Source organism: Gleimia coleocanis DSM 15436 (genome assembly GCF_000159015.1).
In the GTDB taxonomy this organism is placed as follows: Bacteria; Actinomycetota; Actinomycetes; order Actinomycetales; family Actinomycetaceae; genus Gleimia; species Gleimia coleocanis.
In genome coordinates this window covers 452,801-469,213 of sequence record NZ_DS999545.1, presented here as the reverse complement: position 1 = coordinate 469,213, position 16,413 = coordinate 452,801, and the positions used below count along the sequence as shown (strand labels likewise).

14 protein-coding genes are annotated in these 16,413 nt (G+C 49.7%); 5 read left to right on the top strand and 9 right to left on the bottom strand.

Translation table 11 applies throughout. The features are described from left to right. Positions 1–13 precede the first annotated feature (13 nt). Positions 14–3,277 (top strand): DEAD/DEAH box helicase, encoded by a 3,264-nt coding sequence (locus HMPREF0044_RS07055; protein WP_006547442.1) that lies wholly within the window; start codon positions 14–16, stop codon positions 3,275–3,277. Positions 3,278–3,324: 47 nt separating this feature from the next. On the opposite strand, the gene HMPREF0044_RS07050 is transcribed toward HMPREF0044_RS07055, so the two are convergent. Next, positions 3,325–3,954, bottom strand: coding sequence for a hypothetical protein (locus HMPREF0044_RS07050; protein WP_141553871.1), 630 nt, complete (start codon positions 3,952–3,954; stop codon positions 3,325–3,327). Positions 3,955–4,131: 177 nt separating this feature from the next. Here HMPREF0044_RS07050 and HMPREF0044_RS07045 point away from each other — a divergent pair, with 177 nt between their 5' ends. The 3 genes from HMPREF0044_RS07045 (at position 4,132) to HMPREF0044_RS07035 (ending at position 6,694) form a co-directional block, all read left to right on the top strand. Further along, the gene (locus HMPREF0044_RS07045) at positions 4,132–4,854 is read left to right on the top strand and encodes a DUF6318 family protein (protein ID WP_006547440.1); all 723 of its coding nucleotides are present in this window, start codon (positions 4,132–4,134) and stop codon (positions 4,852–4,854) included. Between the two features lie 37 nt (positions 4,855–4,891). After that, positions 4,892–5,635, top strand: a complete 744-nt coding sequence (locus HMPREF0044_RS08015; protein WP_158027174.1) for a hypothetical protein — start codon at positions 4,892–4,894, stop codon at positions 5,633–5,635. A 147-nt stretch (positions 5,636–5,782) separates the two neighbouring features. Beyond that, on the top strand, positions 5,783–6,694 hold the full coding sequence (locus HMPREF0044_RS07035; RefSeq protein ID WP_006547439.1) for a hypothetical protein: 912 nt from the start codon (positions 5,783–5,785) through the stop codon (positions 6,692–6,694). A 295-nt stretch (positions 6,695–6,989) separates the two neighbouring features. Here HMPREF0044_RS07035 and HMPREF0044_RS07030 read toward each other — a convergent pair whose 3' ends face one another. The 7 genes from HMPREF0044_RS07030 to alr form a co-directional block, all read right to left on the bottom strand. Continuing rightward, positions 6,990–7,733, bottom strand: coding sequence for a succinate dehydrogenase/fumarate reductase iron-sulfur subunit (locus HMPREF0044_RS07030; RefSeq protein ID WP_006547438.1), 744 nt, complete (start codon positions 7,731–7,733; stop codon positions 6,990–6,992). Next, entirely contained in the window at positions 7,730–9,703 is a 1,974-nt protein-coding gene (locus HMPREF0044_RS07025) for a fumarate reductase/succinate dehydrogenase flavoprotein subunit (RefSeq protein ID WP_006547437.1), read from the bottom strand. Before HMPREF0044_RS07025 ends, HMPREF0044_RS07030 begins: the two co-directional genes overlap by 4 nt. An 11-nt stretch (positions 9,704–9,714) precedes the next feature. Then, on the bottom strand, positions 9,715–10,419 hold the full coding sequence (locus tag HMPREF0044_RS07020) for a succinate dehydrogenase cytochrome b subunit (protein WP_006547436.1): 705 nt from the start codon (positions 10,417–10,419) through the stop codon (positions 9,715–9,717). A gap of 217 nt (positions 10,420–10,636) precedes the next feature. Next, complete coding sequence (locus HMPREF0044_RS07015; RefSeq protein ID WP_006547434.1) at positions 10,637–11,188, bottom strand: GNAT family N-acetyltransferase; 552 nt, start codon at positions 11,186–11,188, stop codon at positions 10,637–10,639. 4 nt (positions 11,189–11,192) lie between these two features. Beyond that, positions 11,193–11,870, bottom strand: coding sequence for a tRNA (adenosine(37)-N6)-threonylcarbamoyltransferase complex dimerization subunit type 1 TsaB (tsaB, locus tag HMPREF0044_RS07010; protein WP_006547433.1), 678 nt, complete (start codon positions 11,868–11,870; stop codon positions 11,193–11,195). Further along, entirely contained in the window at positions 11,870–12,433 is a 564-nt protein-coding gene (tsaE, locus tag HMPREF0044_RS07005; protein ID WP_006547432.1) for a tRNA (adenosine(37)-N6)-threonylcarbamoyltransferase complex ATPase subunit type 1 TsaE, read from the bottom strand. Before tsaE ends, tsaB begins: the two co-directional genes overlap by 1 nt. Before the next feature lie 36 nt (positions 12,434–12,469). Next, on the bottom strand, positions 12,470–13,663 hold the full coding sequence (gene alr / locus HMPREF0044_RS07000; protein ID WP_006547431.1) for an alanine racemase: 1,194 nt from the start codon (positions 13,661–13,663) through the stop codon (positions 12,470–12,472). Positions 13,664–13,783: 120 nt separating this feature from the next. On the opposite strand from alr, the gene coaA reads away from it, so the two are divergent. Next, positions 13,784–14,752, top strand: coding sequence for a type I pantothenate kinase (gene coaA / locus HMPREF0044_RS06995; protein WP_006547430.1), 969 nt, complete (start codon positions 13,784–13,786; stop codon positions 14,750–14,752). A gap of 93 nt (positions 14,753–14,845) precedes the next feature. Here the strand turns inward: coaA and glmM are convergent, their stop codons facing one another. Continuing rightward, positions 14,846–16,201: a phosphoglucosamine mutase gene (glmM, locus tag HMPREF0044_RS06990; protein ID WP_006547429.1), complete on the bottom strand. Its 1,356-nt coding sequence runs from the start codon at positions 16,199–16,201 to the stop codon at positions 14,846–14,848. Positions 16,202–16,413: the final 212 nt, after the last annotated feature.

Below are 16,413 nucleotides of genomic sequence, written 5' to 3'. Positions count from 1 at the left end.
TAGAGGTATCTTTGTGAGCATTCACAACTACTCAGAACTTTGCCCTGGCTTATATGAAAACCTCGTAGATGAAGTTCTTGAAGCCCAGATTGCAGAGCAAAAACTTGATGAGGTAGCTGTATTTGGAAAACTAGACGAGAACGAACTTCCAAAGGCTTTTAGCCAATATTTTTCGACCCGATTAGAATACCTACTTTCAACTGTTTCGAAGAAAGAATGGCCATCTATCATCGCTTCCGTTCTGTCTTCAGTTTCTCATGTGTCTTCTAGCGATGCGCACAAAGAGGTTTCCCTCAAAATTTCAGCTAAAAACCAACTCGAGTATTTGGCTGAGATTAAAGAACGTCCTGATTCAGCAAAAACACGACGCCCTGCCACGAACCTTTCCAACGCAAACCTAATCACAAATGCGCCAAACGATCCGTCGTTAGAACAGGAACTTACCTCAGAGTTTGATTCTGCTGACCAAGTAGATGCAGTTATTGCTTTTATCCGCGCTTCATCTATGCATACGCTCTATCAACAGTTCCAAAAACTACGTGACCGCGGTATTCCAGTACGCATTATTACCTCGACCTACACAGGTTCTACTGAACGTCGTGTATTAGATAAATTAGTGCGCGAGTACGGTGTTCAAGTAAAAGTTTCATATAACTCTGAGCGCACCCGCTTACACGCGAAATCATGGTTAATCCACCGTAAAACTGGTTTTAGTACCGCATATATTGGTTCTTCTAATCTCTCCAAAGCAGCGATGCAGAGCGGAGCCGAATGGAATGTGCGGCTAACTGAAGCTAATGTTCCCGAAGTGTTTTCTAAGTTCCGTTCTATGTTTGACTCTTATTGGAACAGCCCTGAATACGAGCTTTATGAGCCTGACAAAGACGCGGAGAAATTTGACGAAGCGATTAGGCGCGCAAAGGGATACAATACGGCTACAGCGCTGAATGACAGGTCTTTTATTGAAGAGTTCTCTCTCCTTGAAGTAACTCCATTTGAGCACCAAAAAATCATGCTGAGTGAATTAGAAGCTGAGCGCGAAAATGGACATCATCGAAACTTACTTGTCGCAGCAACCGGGACTGGCAAAACAGTAATTGCTGCTTTAGATTACAAACGCCTACGTGAGAGGTTCATGAAGAACACGGGGCGCTCCCCTCGTACTCTCTTTGTTGCGCATCGCCAAGAAATCCTTAAACAAGCCCGGAAAACGTTCATCGACGTTGTAAAAGTATCTAATCTTGGGATTTCTACGACGGATAACTTCGCGTTGAATTCACTCGACTCAAGATTACTTGCAGAACATGGCAATCTAGTCTTTGCTTCCATTCAGTCTCTGCACTCAAAAACTCTTGAAGGGTTTCCAAATGACTTCTTCGATCTGATCATAATCGACGAATTCCACCACGCAAGTGCACCGACTTATAAGAAGTTGATTGAACACTTCGCGCCACAAGAATTACTTGGACTTACCGCCACCCCTGAACGTGGTGATGGCACGAATGTTGCTGTGGAGTTCTTCTCAGGGCGTATTGCTTCCGAACTACGTCTTTGGGATGCTCTGAATGCTGACCTTCTTGTCCCATTCCATTACTTTGTGAATTCTGATGATACTGACCTTTCTAAGGTTCGCCTTTCTAAAGGCGAATATGATGTCAAATCGTTGAATGACTTGTATGTCGGAAATGAACATCGTGCTGATATCATTATGCGGGCTATCCGCGATAAAGTTCCTTCCCCAGATACGATGCGCGCAATCTGTTTCTGCGCTTCCGTTGAACATGCTAACTACATGGCAGATTGTTTTAACCGTGTGAATCTTCCTGCAGCAGCTGTGACTGCAAAAACTGAAAACCGCGATACTCACATTACCGCGCTGCGCGAGGGAACACTACGTGTCATCTGCGCTGTAGATATTTTCAACGAGGGTGTTGATATTCCTGAAGTAGACACTCTATTGATGTTGCGCCCCACTCAGTCTTCTACTATTTTCTTACAGCAACTCGGCCGAGGTTTGCGTCGCTCGTTTGGCAAAGACCTCCTAACAGTGCTTGATTTTGTAGGGAACCAGAATAAAGATTTCAAGTTCGACGCAAAGTTTAAAGTCCTTTCAGGAAATTCTCGTGGGCGTTTAATTAAATCCATTGAGGAAGGTTTTACTTCGCTTCCTCCTGGTGTCTACGTTGAGTTCGATAAGGTTTCGCAAGATATTGTTTTGAAATCTTTAAAGCGTACTCTTAAACCTACAATGAAGAATCTCTCGCAAGAACTCCGAGAACTCGCACAATCTACTGACCTTGAGGTACTACGTAGATTTTCCCTCGCAGAGTTTCTTGAGTTCTCTAACCGAGAACTTTGGGATATTTATAGCCTGGGTGTGAAGCACTCAGTAACTGACAAAACTGTTCGGCTCACTTTTGACCGACTGCGTGAGTACGCTACAACTCAAAAAGTTACTGATCGTGAGGGAGCTGAAATCTCTGCTCGTATCCGGTCTTTCACACATGTGGATGACGCAGAGAGGTTAGCTGCATACAAGTTCTTGTTAGTTGGCGACTACACTTCGTACGCGCACCTAAGTGAACGTATGAAGTTGTATGCTCATATGCTGATTTTCAACGTGTGGCCGAGCGGAAAAACAAATGGTTTACGGTTTACATCACCAGATGAAGCTATTACTCTGCTAAGAAAATTTCCGCGTATTGCTTCGGAAATCGTAGAGGTAATGGAATACAGGGTAGATAAGAGCCGCGAAGTTCATCGCGCACCAATCGGGCATCTAGCAAAATATCCTCTATTTTTAGATGCTAAATACACTCGCAATGAGCTTTTAGCGGCATTCAAACTTGGCTTTGAATTTAAAGAAAGCAAAACCGGAGCTTTCCCTTGCCCTGAGACTATCCGGGAAGGCGTATGGTCGTCTCCTACCGAGAACGTTGATACGTTGTTAGTAACCTTACAGAAGGGTGAAAGCGACATTGCATATGAGGACTACGCTATCACTGAAAATCTCTTCCATTGGCAATCTCAAAATATTACTTCTCCACAGTCTCCAACCGGACAACGTTACATGCGGCATGATGAGTTGGGATGGAGTATCGCTCTCTTTGTACGAAACAGCAAGAAAGACGAAATCAGTGATGGCGCACCCTATACATTCTGCGGACCAACGCGATTTGTATCCTCTGAAGGCTCGAAGCCTATGTCTGTAACCTGGGCTTTAGAAAACCCATTGTCCCCGCAGATTTACAAACAAGCGCGAGCAGTGGCTTCCTGAGCTTTTAGTTAGCGCCCACCGCCCTTGGGAATGCAAAAAGTGCCCGCTCAGTTGGTATGCAAGTTATCCAAGTGCGGACCCAGATACCCGATGTACGCGGTGAAATGCTGATTCGTGTCCAGCTCGAAGTACATGCGCGGAGCCACCGAGTTTCCCACCCCCAACGCGAAATGCCGTTTCATTTCGTAAACGCCGTCAGAGGATAACTCCTGTGGCACTTTGAAACGCCGTTGCGCCCGGAACTTCCCTGCCTTACGCACAGTATCGCTTTCCTGCGCGCGAAACTGCTTCGCAGGCACTTTCACGCCCTGTACCTTGTCCGAGTCCAAGTATTGTTTAAAACCACCTTGGAACCGCCCTTCTTCCAACGCATTCAAATAACACGCCAAAGACTGTAGCTGCTCCCAACAGATTCGCGCGGTGGCATTGCCGCGCCGGCTCCTATCCACCACTGCCGCTGACTTAGCCACGCCATCAAGGTCACAGAACTTCACATACTTATAAATACCGTGCTCGCAATGCTGATTGCGGCGGAAACGCTCCACTACCTCAAACAAAGTCTGCGGAGCCGATTCAGCCTCAATACGCCACCGCTCACCTGCCGCCCCCTCACCCGGCCCGAGCTGTGCGAGATGCGCTACGTCGCTTCCCTTCTTCTGATTCTTCTTTTTCTTCATAAAATCAGCATAAAACCGTGCACTGACAGAATAATTTTCATTATTTTCCCGAGGGCGGTCAGCAAATGTAACCATACGATAAAACTTATCCACAGGTTTTTAAATCTGGTTTCACTTTATGCCTACGCGTAATATCCTTAAAGTAATAGGTAACAACATGTACTCAAGGAAGATGACATGCATAAAAACCCTCTCCCCGCATTAATAACGCTACTACTCCTAACCACAACAGCCTCCCTAACAGCCTGCAGTGAAACCAATCCCACCAACAGCGCCACGGAAATAAAACACCAGCAGGTTCAAAACAAAACCGAAACAGTAAAACCCGTAGAAGTAATTGAAAACGCCACCGTTGATGAGCAGATTCAAGCGTGGAAAGACACGGGAGTCCTTAAACCCACCAATGACCCTAACGTGTGGAAAGCTACGAAACCACTGCCACGACCAACTGCGAACCTGAAGTACCCTAAACCTGAATACCCTGCCAAAGGCTACGAACACACCCAAGAAGGCGCCGAAGCAGTAGCAATCTACCTGGAACATTTGCTTGCATACGCATACGTTTCAGGTGATACCGCTGACCTAGAAAAATACTGTTCATCAGAATCTAAATTTTGTAGTGGAATCGCACAATCGATTAAGACAAATGAAACCAATGAAGAATGGATAGCTGATTATCACGTCAACTCCGTTCAAATTATTGGAGTGGGTATCCCTGATGGCAAAGAAAGCAAAGGTGAGGTCTCTTTTAGAGTCGAATATAACTCAACCGCGCATTTTGGTTTCTCAAAAACCGCTAGTACTGTCACTCGATTTTCAGCTGATCAGGATGTAGCACGTATCAACCTGAGTTTCGTTGACAACCATTGGCTAGTAGTTGCTGGATCCGTCGAGGAATAAAATGTTCCACAAACTAATTAAGAGCATATTTTTAGCGATGACGTTTATCGTTTTTCTTTCCTCGGCTGCGCAAGCTCTCGAAACCCCAGGAACAGACGAAAAGAACCATAAAGATAACAACCAAGGAATCGTTTATACGGGTCGTTCTGATCAGTTTCATGGTTACTCACCCGACGGATACGAACTCCACCTACTCAACAACGCCCCCGCAGAAATCGACCTCATCCAACTAAACTGCCTCCCCAACACCTACAGCAAAAACTCCCAATACATCTGCAAACGCCCCAACAAAACCACCCCACCACCAACCAACGCTGAAACCAACACACCCACAACCCCAAACCCCATCGACACCGCCATCACCACCCTCTTCACCACCACCCCCACACCACAAACCCTCAACACCCAACCCTCCCAAGGCTGGGCAATCATCAACATCCCCAGCATCTTCTACACCACCAACACCCCACAAACCCAAACCCTAGACTCCGAACTCGGCAACGTAAACATCAAATGGATCCCCCAATCCTACACCTACAACTTCGGAGACGGCACCCAACTACAAACCCAAGACCCCGGCAGCCCCTACCCCAACCAGACCGTAACCCACCCCTACAACAAAACCGGCATCTACTACCCAACACTCACCACCACCTGGGACGCAGAAGTAACCTTAAACAACATAACCCTACGCTTCAACGGAACCCACCAAACCCAAAGCCCACCACTAAAACTCGAAATCCTCAAAGCCCACCAAGACCTCACCGCCCCAGAAAACTAACATTCGCACGTCACCTGCCAAGCCTTCACTGCTATCGCGGCAAACCTTGGCTACGACTGTGTACACAGGTGGCTTCACGAGCAAGGGTTTTCCACAGTTCTGTAAGCGACACTTACCGCCCTCGGGAAAGAAAACTAAAGTAGGGACATGGAAAACTCTCCCCTGCTCCGCATCAGCCGCTGCGCATACGTCCCCACTCATCCAGATCAGTACGTACTGGCACGTGAAATTCACCGCGCAAAAATCAGCGATATTATCACCCACACGACAAACCCAAATACATACATCACTGGCGTATCTGCTGCAGTGCTCAGAAATGTTCCAGTCTATAGCGTGCCGAAGACAGTTTCACTCCACCTAAATGGCACCACACGGGGAACGCGCAAACATGGCCAAATATACTCGACAAACGGACAGTACGATGTCCGCTATCACCGTTACATTCTTCCACATTCAGCTTTTGAGATTTACGAGGGCGTCCCAACCCTGACAATTCCAGCGTTGCTAATAGTCCTGCTCAAAGAAACCAATGTTACAAGTGCCATAGCGAATGCGGAATCTCTACTTCGCGTCGTGTTGAAGCCAGATGCTCGCCAAAGGGACCTTTATAACGCTAAATTCGCAGTTCTACTTAAAGAAACTAAAGATTTATTAACGCAATGCAATTTTCGTGCGAAACCTCGAGTCTATCGGCGTTTAGAACTAATCTCTCCATGGAGTGAATCTATCGGCGAATCAGTGTGCAAAGTAGCTTTCTTGAAAGCCGGTCTGCCGTTGCCAATACAACAATTTGAAGTTCGCTTGCCGAACCAAACTGTCCGCGTAGACTTTTACTTCCCCGAAGCTGACCTATTTTTAGAATTCGACGGCAATATCAAATACCAAAGTGGCAACGCAGAGATTCTTATTAAAGAGAAGCAACGTGAAGATTACCTACGGCAAATCGCAAAACACTTCATGCGGTTAAATTGGCAGCAGGCAAACTCAACCTCAGCCGTCCATAACTTAAGGTTTCTCTTTCCACGTGACACGTTAAAAGTTCCCCCACGCAGGCTTTAAAAACGCGTTTAGTGTAAATGCGGGCACTAAGTGCTATCTTCACGCTGACGAAGGAAGCGTTTAGTGTCGAAAATCGAGTTAAAGGTGGCAGTTAGTGCAGGGAGGACGCGTGTAACGCACAGGAAGCGCGCTTAGTGCGGGAAGGACGCGTTTAGCACTACACACATGCCTCAAGCCTCCATAAACACCCCAAGCACGCTGTAACGCAACATAAAAAATCCCCGCCGGCTCAAAAGAGCCGACGGGGATTTTTAAACCTTACATCGCAAAAGATGCGGGTTTAGTTTTAAGATTCTCAGATGCCCTTGAGAACTGCCTTGCCGAGCTGGCGGTTCAGGGTAGAGATTACGTCCAGTGGGATTTCCTTTGGACATACAGCAGCACATTCACCGATGTTGGTACAGGTACCGAAACCTTCAGCGTCGTGCTGAGCCAACATGTTGGTTACACGAGTGAGGTTTTCTGGCTGACCCTGTGGGAGCAGGTTCAGGTGGGTTACCTTTGCAGAGGTGAACAGCATTGCAGATGCGTTTGGACATGCAGCCACACATGCGCCACAGCCGATACATGCAGCTGCTTCGAATGCGCGGTCTGCCTTGTCCTTTGGAACTGGGGTTGCGTGTGCGTCTGGAGCTGCACCGGTGTTTACGGAAACGTAGCCACCAGCCTGGATGATACGGTCCAGAGCGCCGCGGTCAACTACCAAGTCCTTGATCACTGGGAACGCGGTTGCGCGCCAAGGTTCAATGGTGATGGTGTCGCCGTCCTTGAAGGTACGCATGTGCAACTGACAGGTGGTGGTAACTTCTGGGCCGTGTGCTACGCCGTTTACGACGACGCCACACATACCACAGATGCCTTCACGACAGTCAGAGTCGAATGCGATTGGTTCTTCACCACGCAGGAATAGTTCTTCGTTCAGGATGTCGAGCATTTCCAAGAAAGAGGAATCTTCAGAGACACCGGCAACCTTGTACTCGTGCATTGCGCCACGGTCTTCTGGACCGTTCTGACGCCAGATCTTGAGGGTAATGTTCACTTGTAGCTCCGCTGCTTCAGCTCGATGTTGTTGTAAACCAGGTCTTCCTTGTGCAGAGTTGGAACGCCATCAGCGCCAAACTCCCACGCGGCGACGTAGAGGAAACGATCGTCCTGACGCTTAGCTTCGCCTTCTTCAGTCTGAGATTCAGCACGGAAGTGGCCACCACAAGATTCTTCGCGGTGCAATGCGTCAATACACATCAGTTCGCCCAGTTCCAGGAAGTCAACCAAACGACCAGCCTTTTCGAGGGACTGGTTCATTTCGCCAACAGACTTACCTGGGATACGTACGTTCTTCCAGAACTCTTCACGCAGTTCGCGAATCATACCGATAGCCTTCTTCAGACCTGGTTCGGTACGTTCCATACCACAGTATTCCCACATGATGTTGCCCAGTTCCTTGTGGATGGAGTCCACGGAACGAGTGCCGTTAATAGCCATCATCTTGTCAATGCGAGCCTGGGTTTCTTCCAGAGCTGCCTTAACTTCTGGGGTGTTCTCATCAACCTTGTCGAAGCCGAATGCGCCAGCCAAGTAATCGTTGATGGTGTTTGGCAGAACGAAGTAACCATCGGACAGCCCCTGCATCAGAGCGGAAGCGCCCAGACGGTTTGCACCGTGGTCAGAGAAGTTAGCTTCACCAGCTACGTACAGACCTGGCAGGTTGGACTGCAGATCGTAGTCTACCCACAGACCACCCATGGTGTAGTGAACTGCTGGGTAAATACGCATTGGGAATTCGTATGGGTTGTCGCCAGTGATGCGTTCGTACATGTCGAACAGGTTGCCGTACTTAGCGGAAACGGTGTCACGACCCATACGGTTGATTGCATCTGCGAAGTCCAAGTAAACGCCACGTGCTACGCCGTCGATTTCTGGACCTACACCACGGCCCTCGTCACACATGTTCTTTGCCTGACGGGATGCGATGTCACGTGGAACCAGGTTACCGAATGCAGGGTAGATGCGTTCCAAGTAGTAATCGCGATCTTCTTCAGGAATGTCGCGTGGATCCTTCTTGCAGTCTTCCTTGCGCTTTGGAACCCAAATACGACCGTCGTTACGCAGGGATTCTGACATCAGGGTCAGCTTGGACTGCTGGTCGCCGTGCTGTGGAATACAGGTTGGGTGAATCTGGGTGTAGCAAGGGTTGCCGAAGTAAGCGCCCTTACGGTGTGCACGCCATATTGCCGTGCCGTTACAGCCCATTGCGTTGGTGGACAGGAAGAATACGTTACCGTAACCACCGGTTGCCAGTACGACTGCGTCAGCGGTGTGGGTTTCCAGTTCACCGGTAACCATGTCACGAGCGATGATGCCGCGTGCACGACCATCCACAACGATCAGTTCTATCATTTCGTGGCGTGGGAACTCGGTGACGGTGCCAGCCTTAACCTGGCGTTCCAGTGCCTGGTAAGCACCAATCAAAAGCTGCTGACCTGTCTGACCGCGTGCGTAGAAGGTACGGGATACCTGTACGCCACCGAAGGAACGGTTGTCGAGCAGACCGCCGTATTCGCGTGCGAATGGAACACCCTGTGCTACACACTGGTCAATGATCGCTGCGGATACTTCAGCCAGACGGTAAACGTTGGTTTCACGTGCACGGTAGTCGCCGCCCTTTACGGTGTCGTAGAAGAGGCGGTAAACAGAGTCGTTGTCGTTGCGGTAGTTCTTCGCAGCGTTGATACCACCCTGTGCAGCGATGGAGTGTGCACGACGAGCGGAGTCCTGGTAGAAAAATGCAGATACCTGGTAACCCATTTCACCCAGGGAAGCAGCTGCCGCGCCACCTGCCAGGCCGGTACCTACGATAATTACCTTCAGCTTACGACGGTTAGCTGGGTTAACCAGCTTAGCGTTGAACTTACGGGTCTCCCAGCACTGTGACAGTGGCACATCGAGAGGAGCCTTGGTGTCCGCGATTTTTTCGCCTTCGCGGTAGAGGCCGTGGATCAGTTCAGACATATCACGTTACCTCAGGAAATAAAACCAACAGCGATTGCTACTGGTGGAGCCATGAACAGTACGAATACCAGAGCTGCAACAGCGCCGCCGGCTACAGTTGCTACGTGCTGGGTGTTACGACGCAGCCAACCGATGGACTGGAATGCAGACCAAATGCCGTGGCCGATGTGCAGTGCCAGTGCGCCAACGAAGATTGCGTAGAGAACTACCAGGCCTGGGTTCTGGAATGCGCCAACCATTCGCATGTATGGGGACATTTCAGTAGCTGCGAAGCCAGCTGGAATGTGTGCGGTGGTGAAGTGCAGGATGTGGAATACTACCATCGCCAGCAGGATTACTGCGGTCATGCGCATGGTACGTGCGGCGTAAGAGTCAGCTACGTTCTTCTTTACGGTGTAGCGGTCTTTACGAGCACGGTTAGAAATAATCCAGGTATGGAAAGCTGCGCCGATGTGTAGCAATGCCATAGAAATCATGGCGAGTCGGAAAATGATGATGAGGCCGCCGTGTGGTAGCAGTGGGTAGAAGGCTTCGCCCTTCAACCAGTGTGCATAGTGATCATATGCTTCCTGGCCCAGGAACATCTTCAGGTTTCCGTATGCGTGAACAATTACGAACATTACGAAGAAGAGGCCGGAAATTGCCATGAGCTGCTTAACGAATACGTTAGTGCTCCAAGCCCGACGCTTCTTCGGGGTGACAGTTTTATTTGACATGTGTCCAGATTACCGAACCCATAAAGTGCCTTAATACGTCTTGGGTCCTAATGGCCCCGCCACCCTATTTAGGAAACACATAGAAACCGCAGTATAGAAGTGAAAACTTAAAGTTTGCTAGATTTTCGCAAATCCTATTTTTCCCGCCCTCGGGAAAGAAAAACCGCTTAAAAAAACGTTCTTTTCGCAAGCCCTGTTTTTCTAAATAAAAATCCACCTACGAAACCGGCGCAGATTTCGTTAATTCCATGATCATCACCAATGCATCTTCCACCGGGTGACGATAGTATTTCTTAATATGCCCTTCGGTTTCAAACCCCAACGAACTATACAGGTTAATCGCCGCCAAGTTCGATTCCCGTACCTCCAAAATCACACGTTCCACTCTGCGCACCGGTCGCGCAATATGACCTGGGGATACAAAATCAACCTCGGGAGCCAACGGATCCTGAATAAAAATCGAATGATCAGGTGCAAAACGCACGCTGGCAACGCGACGTAATAATTCTTTCACGAGGGCGCGCCCCACACCTCTGCCCCGCTGCAACGGCAAAACCCCCACCGTCATCAAGTCAGTATCCCAACCCAAACGCACACCAGCATAGCCAAGCAAATCCTCACCCTGGTAAGCGCCAATATACAAACGGTCAGGCAACGTCAGCTCATCCATCAGCATGGATTCACTCCACGCTTCCGCACCAAAAATCACCTGCTCAAGTTCAATCAACAAAAACAGGTCAGCTTCCGTTAAAACCTCGAAAGAAAGCATCAGCTCAAGCGTTTTTACCAGGATGCACGTCAGGGCGTCGCAAATACAGAGGCTCAGTATTAAAATCCGTCTCCCCTGCCTGCAAACGCGCCTTCACCAACCGGTACGCCACCTCAAAACGCAGCGGCTGCAGTGGAATCGCACTAGAGAAAACCTCACTATAAACCTGCGTACCGGCACCCGCATACTTAACCGGACGAGCCATAAACTGGTTCGCTACATCAGCTGCAGAAGCCACCTGTGGACCATCCAAACGCAACACATCATCCGGACCATTCTCACGGTAATGACCGAAATACACTTCCTTACGACGCGCATCAGTCACCACTACCAGCTCCTGATCAGAAGGAAAACTATCCAAATACTGGCGGGCAATCACGTCTAAAGAACACACGCCCCGCACCGGCACGCCACAAACCTTACCTAAAACTCGCGCAGTCACCAGCCCCGCACGCAAACCAGTGAAAGGAGCAGGACCAGTACCCACAATAACCTGAGTTAAACCAGCCTGCTTTGCTTGCGCCGGTAAACCAGCTTTCTCTAAAGCCTCACACACCAACAAAGACAAACGCTCAGCATGGGCTTTAGAAGACTCTTCCGAAACCACCGAAAGCACCTGACCGGATTCAGAAACCACCGCCACAGTTGCGCCGAAAGAAGTATCAATACACAAAGTAGTCATCAGTTTTCCTCAACTTCCGCAGCCTGCGCTGCCTCCAAAGCCTGCTGTAAAGCCAGTTGCAAGTCACATTCCTGCCAACGCGAACCCACCGGGTTAAAACGAATCACCCGATGACCAGAATCCATACCCTCTAAATCCGTAGAAAGCTCCTCAAGATTCAAAGCATCACCGTGCAAAGTGATCTCCAAACGCTCTTCAGACAATGCTTCAGTCTTACCTTCGCCCCATTCCACAACCACAACAGCTTCGCGAAGTGCCGTATCCAAGTCCAAAGTTTCCAAATCATCTAAGTCCGTAATACGGTAAGCATCCACATGCACTAAATCAGGAGATTTAACGCCCTCGGCTGAAATCTTCCCACGATGCGTACGAGAAATAATGAAAGTCGGAGAAGCCACGCGCCCCTCCACATTCATGCCACGCCCCAAACCCTGCGTAAAAGTAGTCTTCCCCGTGCCCAAGTCGCCCGTCAGCATCAGCAAATCGCCCCCGCGAACCAAAGCACCCAAAGCCTCACCCAAAGCCTGCGTCTGCGCAGCCGAGGCAACATTAAACTCAAACATCACATAAATCCTTAAAAACCAGTCACTACTTATACGCTACACGTACTCGCGGGGAACACGCGAACCTAAGCGCGTCACAATCTCATAATTAATCGTGTCACACGCCTGCGCCCAGTCATCCACCGACGGACACCCCGGAAAACGCTCCGGATTACCAAACAAAACCGCGGTATCCCCCGCCACTGCCGGAGCCGGCAAATCCACGCCCTGCGCATCCACAGCAGGGCCCAAATCAATCATGAACTGATCCATACACACGCGCCCCACCACCGGACAGCGCATAACGCGACCACCCGCGTAAACTGAAACCTCCGCATGGTTAGAAGCATGACGAGGCACCCCATCACCATACCCCAATGGCACCAACCCCAACCAACGATCAGTCTCAGCTACCCAAGTCCCCCCATAGGAAACCTTCGCTCCCTGCTTAATACGCTTAACCTGCATCAAATTCGCACTCAAATTCATCACCGGCATCAGCCCAAGTTCCTCAGAACTAGCCGTCTCCGGATTAGGAGTCAAACCATAAATGCCAATCCCATCGCGCACCATGTCATACTGCAGCTGCGGATGCCACAAAGTAACTGAAGTAGCACCTAAATGACGGGTGAAATCCCGCACCCCATAGTCACTCAGCATCTGACAAGCCCGGTCAAAAACATCCTTCTGCGCATTAGTCGCAGCCATACCGTCCTCGGTCAGCTCATCCGCGCAAGCCAAATGCGACCATACGCCCACAATCTTGATATTCGGAGCTGCCAAGGCATCCTCAATCAGCTGCGCAAACTCATCTAAAGTAGCTCCCGCGCGACTCATCCCCGTATCGATTTTCAAATGCAACCGAGCAGGATTACGCAACATCGCACAGTCATTAAGCATGGCCACCTGCACAGGCGTCGATGCGGCAACCTCAATGCCACGTTCAATCGCCTCACTTGCCACCAGTGTGCCATCCGCTGGAATCACCCACGAAAACAGCATGACATCATAAAAACCAGCAATATCCAAAGCATCCCGCACCGCGAGCGCCTCTTCGATTTGCGCCACCCCAATAGCCCGGTAACCAGCACGCGCTAAAGCCACCGCCACAGAAGCATGCCCATGCCCGTAAGCGTCAGCCTTAACAACCCCTAAGTGCTGCGTATTCGGAGCCTTCGCTAACAGTAACTTCGCATTATGCGTAATCGCGGCAATATCAATCAGTGCGCGCGCAGGATACGAATAAACCACTGGTGCTCCTATACTAAAAGCCCTAGAAAGAACAGAACTTAACCCATTTTATAACTTTCTGCGCCATTTCTGCGTCCGAGGAAGTCGCATTTTCAGTTTCCCTCAGGCACAATTACAGGCGTGACTTATAGCTTCAGCTTAGAAAGAAATCCCGCAAAGCCAGGGATTTTCCAACATTTTTCAAGGCAAACCTGGCGACGTTTAGCAGAGGCAACTCCCCTGCCACTCACCAGTGATGACATTACGACCCTCACTTCTTTAGGTGACCGGTTAGATATTTCTGAAGCTGACACAATCTACCGTCCTCTCTCAGCACTGTTAGAAATGCATGTTGAAAATAAACGACGGTTAGATGCCGAGCGGAAACTCTTTCTACATAACTATGAGTCGCCTTCTACCCCATTCATTATTGGCATCGGTGGTTCTGTAGCAGTTGGTAAGTCCACGATTTCTCGTTTGCTATTAGAACTGCTGCGGCGCTGGCCGAATACTCCGCGAGTACAGTTAATCACCACTGACGGTTTCCTCTACCCTAATGCGGTTTTGGAAGAGCGAGGATTGATGACTCGCAAAGGGTTCCCAGAGTCCTATAATCGTGCGCGTTTAATTGATTTCCTGGCTCAGGTAAAAGCTGGGGTTGAACGCGTAACTGCCCCGGTCTATGACCATGTCACCTATGACATTACTGCGGAAGAAGCAGTAATCACCCGGCCCGATATTCTTATCGTCGAAGGTCTCAACGTGCTGCAGCCAGCTCGTTCTGGTCCGGATTCGATTGGTACAACCGCGGTTTCTGACTACTTTGATTTCACGATTTATGTGGATGCAGATCCGTCTGATATTGAAGCTTGGTATATTTCGCGGTTTAAGTCCCTGCGGCAAACGGCGTTTAGCCGTAAGGATTCCTATTTCCGCAACTACGCATCTTTAACTGACGAGGAAGCTGTTACGCGAGCACGCCAGATTTGGCGCACTATCAACTTAGTGAATTTAGAGGAAAACATTCTTCCTACCCGCGACCGCGCTTCCCTGATTATCCGCAAGGGCTGTGACCATAAGGTGGAAGGGCTTTACCTGCGCAAACTCTGAACTTACGTTTGCGGATTATTAATTCTCGAGGGCGGACCCTTACTGTAACAGTAAAATCCGCCCCCGAAAATATTAAACTTTACGAACGAACGCTCAGATGCTTAAGCGCTCACGCACCACTTCAGCCAAAGCAGCGGCCTCAGAATCAGCGATTTCCTGAGTAGCTGCCTCAATCATTACGCGCACCAAAGGTTCCGTACCAGAAGAACGCAACAGAACTCGACCGGTACCGCCCAAGCGTTCTTCACAAGCCGCTACCGCTGCCTGCACGCCCTCGTCAGTTGCTGCGCGAATCTTATCCACATTTGGTACATTCACCAAAGTCTGAGGCAAACGCTGAATGAACTCAGTCAGCTCAGCCAAAGACTTGCCGGATTCCTTCACCATACGGGCAATCAGCAAGGAAGTGAGCACGCCATCACCCGTAGTTGCGTGGTTAGCGAAAATCATGTGACCAGACTGCTCACCACCCAGGGTGTAGCCGTGTTCCTTCATGCTTTCCAGAACATAACGGTCACCTACCGCGGTCTGCACCGTGTTAATGCCCTTTTCAGACATAGCCAGTAGCAGCCCCAGGTTAGACATTACAGTGACTACCAAAGTGTCCTGTGCCAGCTCACCACGTGCCTGCAAATCAAGTGCCAAAGCACCCATAATCTTATCGCCGTCAATCAGGTTACCCGCGTGATCAACTGCCAAACAACGATCAGCGTCACCATCATAGGCAACCCCAAAATCAGCGCCTGCAGCGACAGTTGCAGACTGCAGCTGTTCGGGATGGGTAGACCCACAAGCATCGTTGATGTTGCGGCCGTCTGGGCTGGCGTTAATTACAACAACGTCCACACCCGCTTCACGTAGTGCTTCTGGACCCAGCTTTGAAGCAGCACCATTAGCGCAGTCCACTACCACGCGCAGACCTGACAAGTCGCAGTTAGTAGCAGAAACCAGGTGCTCAATGTAGGACTGAGCAGCATGGGTGTCATTGAACTCAATCTCACCAACTGCAGCGCCGATTGGGCGTTCCCACTCAGTGGCTAGCAAAGCTTCAATCTGGTCTTCCACAGCATCTTCGAGCTTAAAACCACCATGAGCGAAGAACTTAATGCCGTTATCTGGCATAGCGTTATGGGATGCAGAAATCATTACGCCCAGGGCAACATCATCATCGGTAGCACTCAGGTGTGCAACAGTTGGGGTGGTAACCACGCCAATACGCACTACGTCCATGCCAGCGGCTGCAATACCTGCTGCCAGGGCGTGTTCGAGGAATTCACCGGAAATACGGGTGTCGCGTCCGATGATTGCTTTTAACTTGCCATGCTTTGGGGCAGGTTCATGGTTGATGATGTAACGTGCGGCAGCTTCACCAAGTTCCAGCGCTAGAGCTGGAGTAATCTGACGGTTTGCAAGACCGCGTACGCCGTCAGTGCCGAATAGACGTGCCATGAATTACCTCCTGTTTGATTCACATACAGGAACTATTTTACGGGTTGCATTTGCGGATGCGAGGACGGCGCGGTGGTTTCCGAAAGGTCAGATGTCGTAGTGTATCTGGAGATAAACCCGACTTGCCACATAATGGTGGTGCTTGCACGTCAGATTCAGAAACGTAGATAAAAGAAATGCCCCCACACCGTAGTGCGAGGGCATTTATTAAA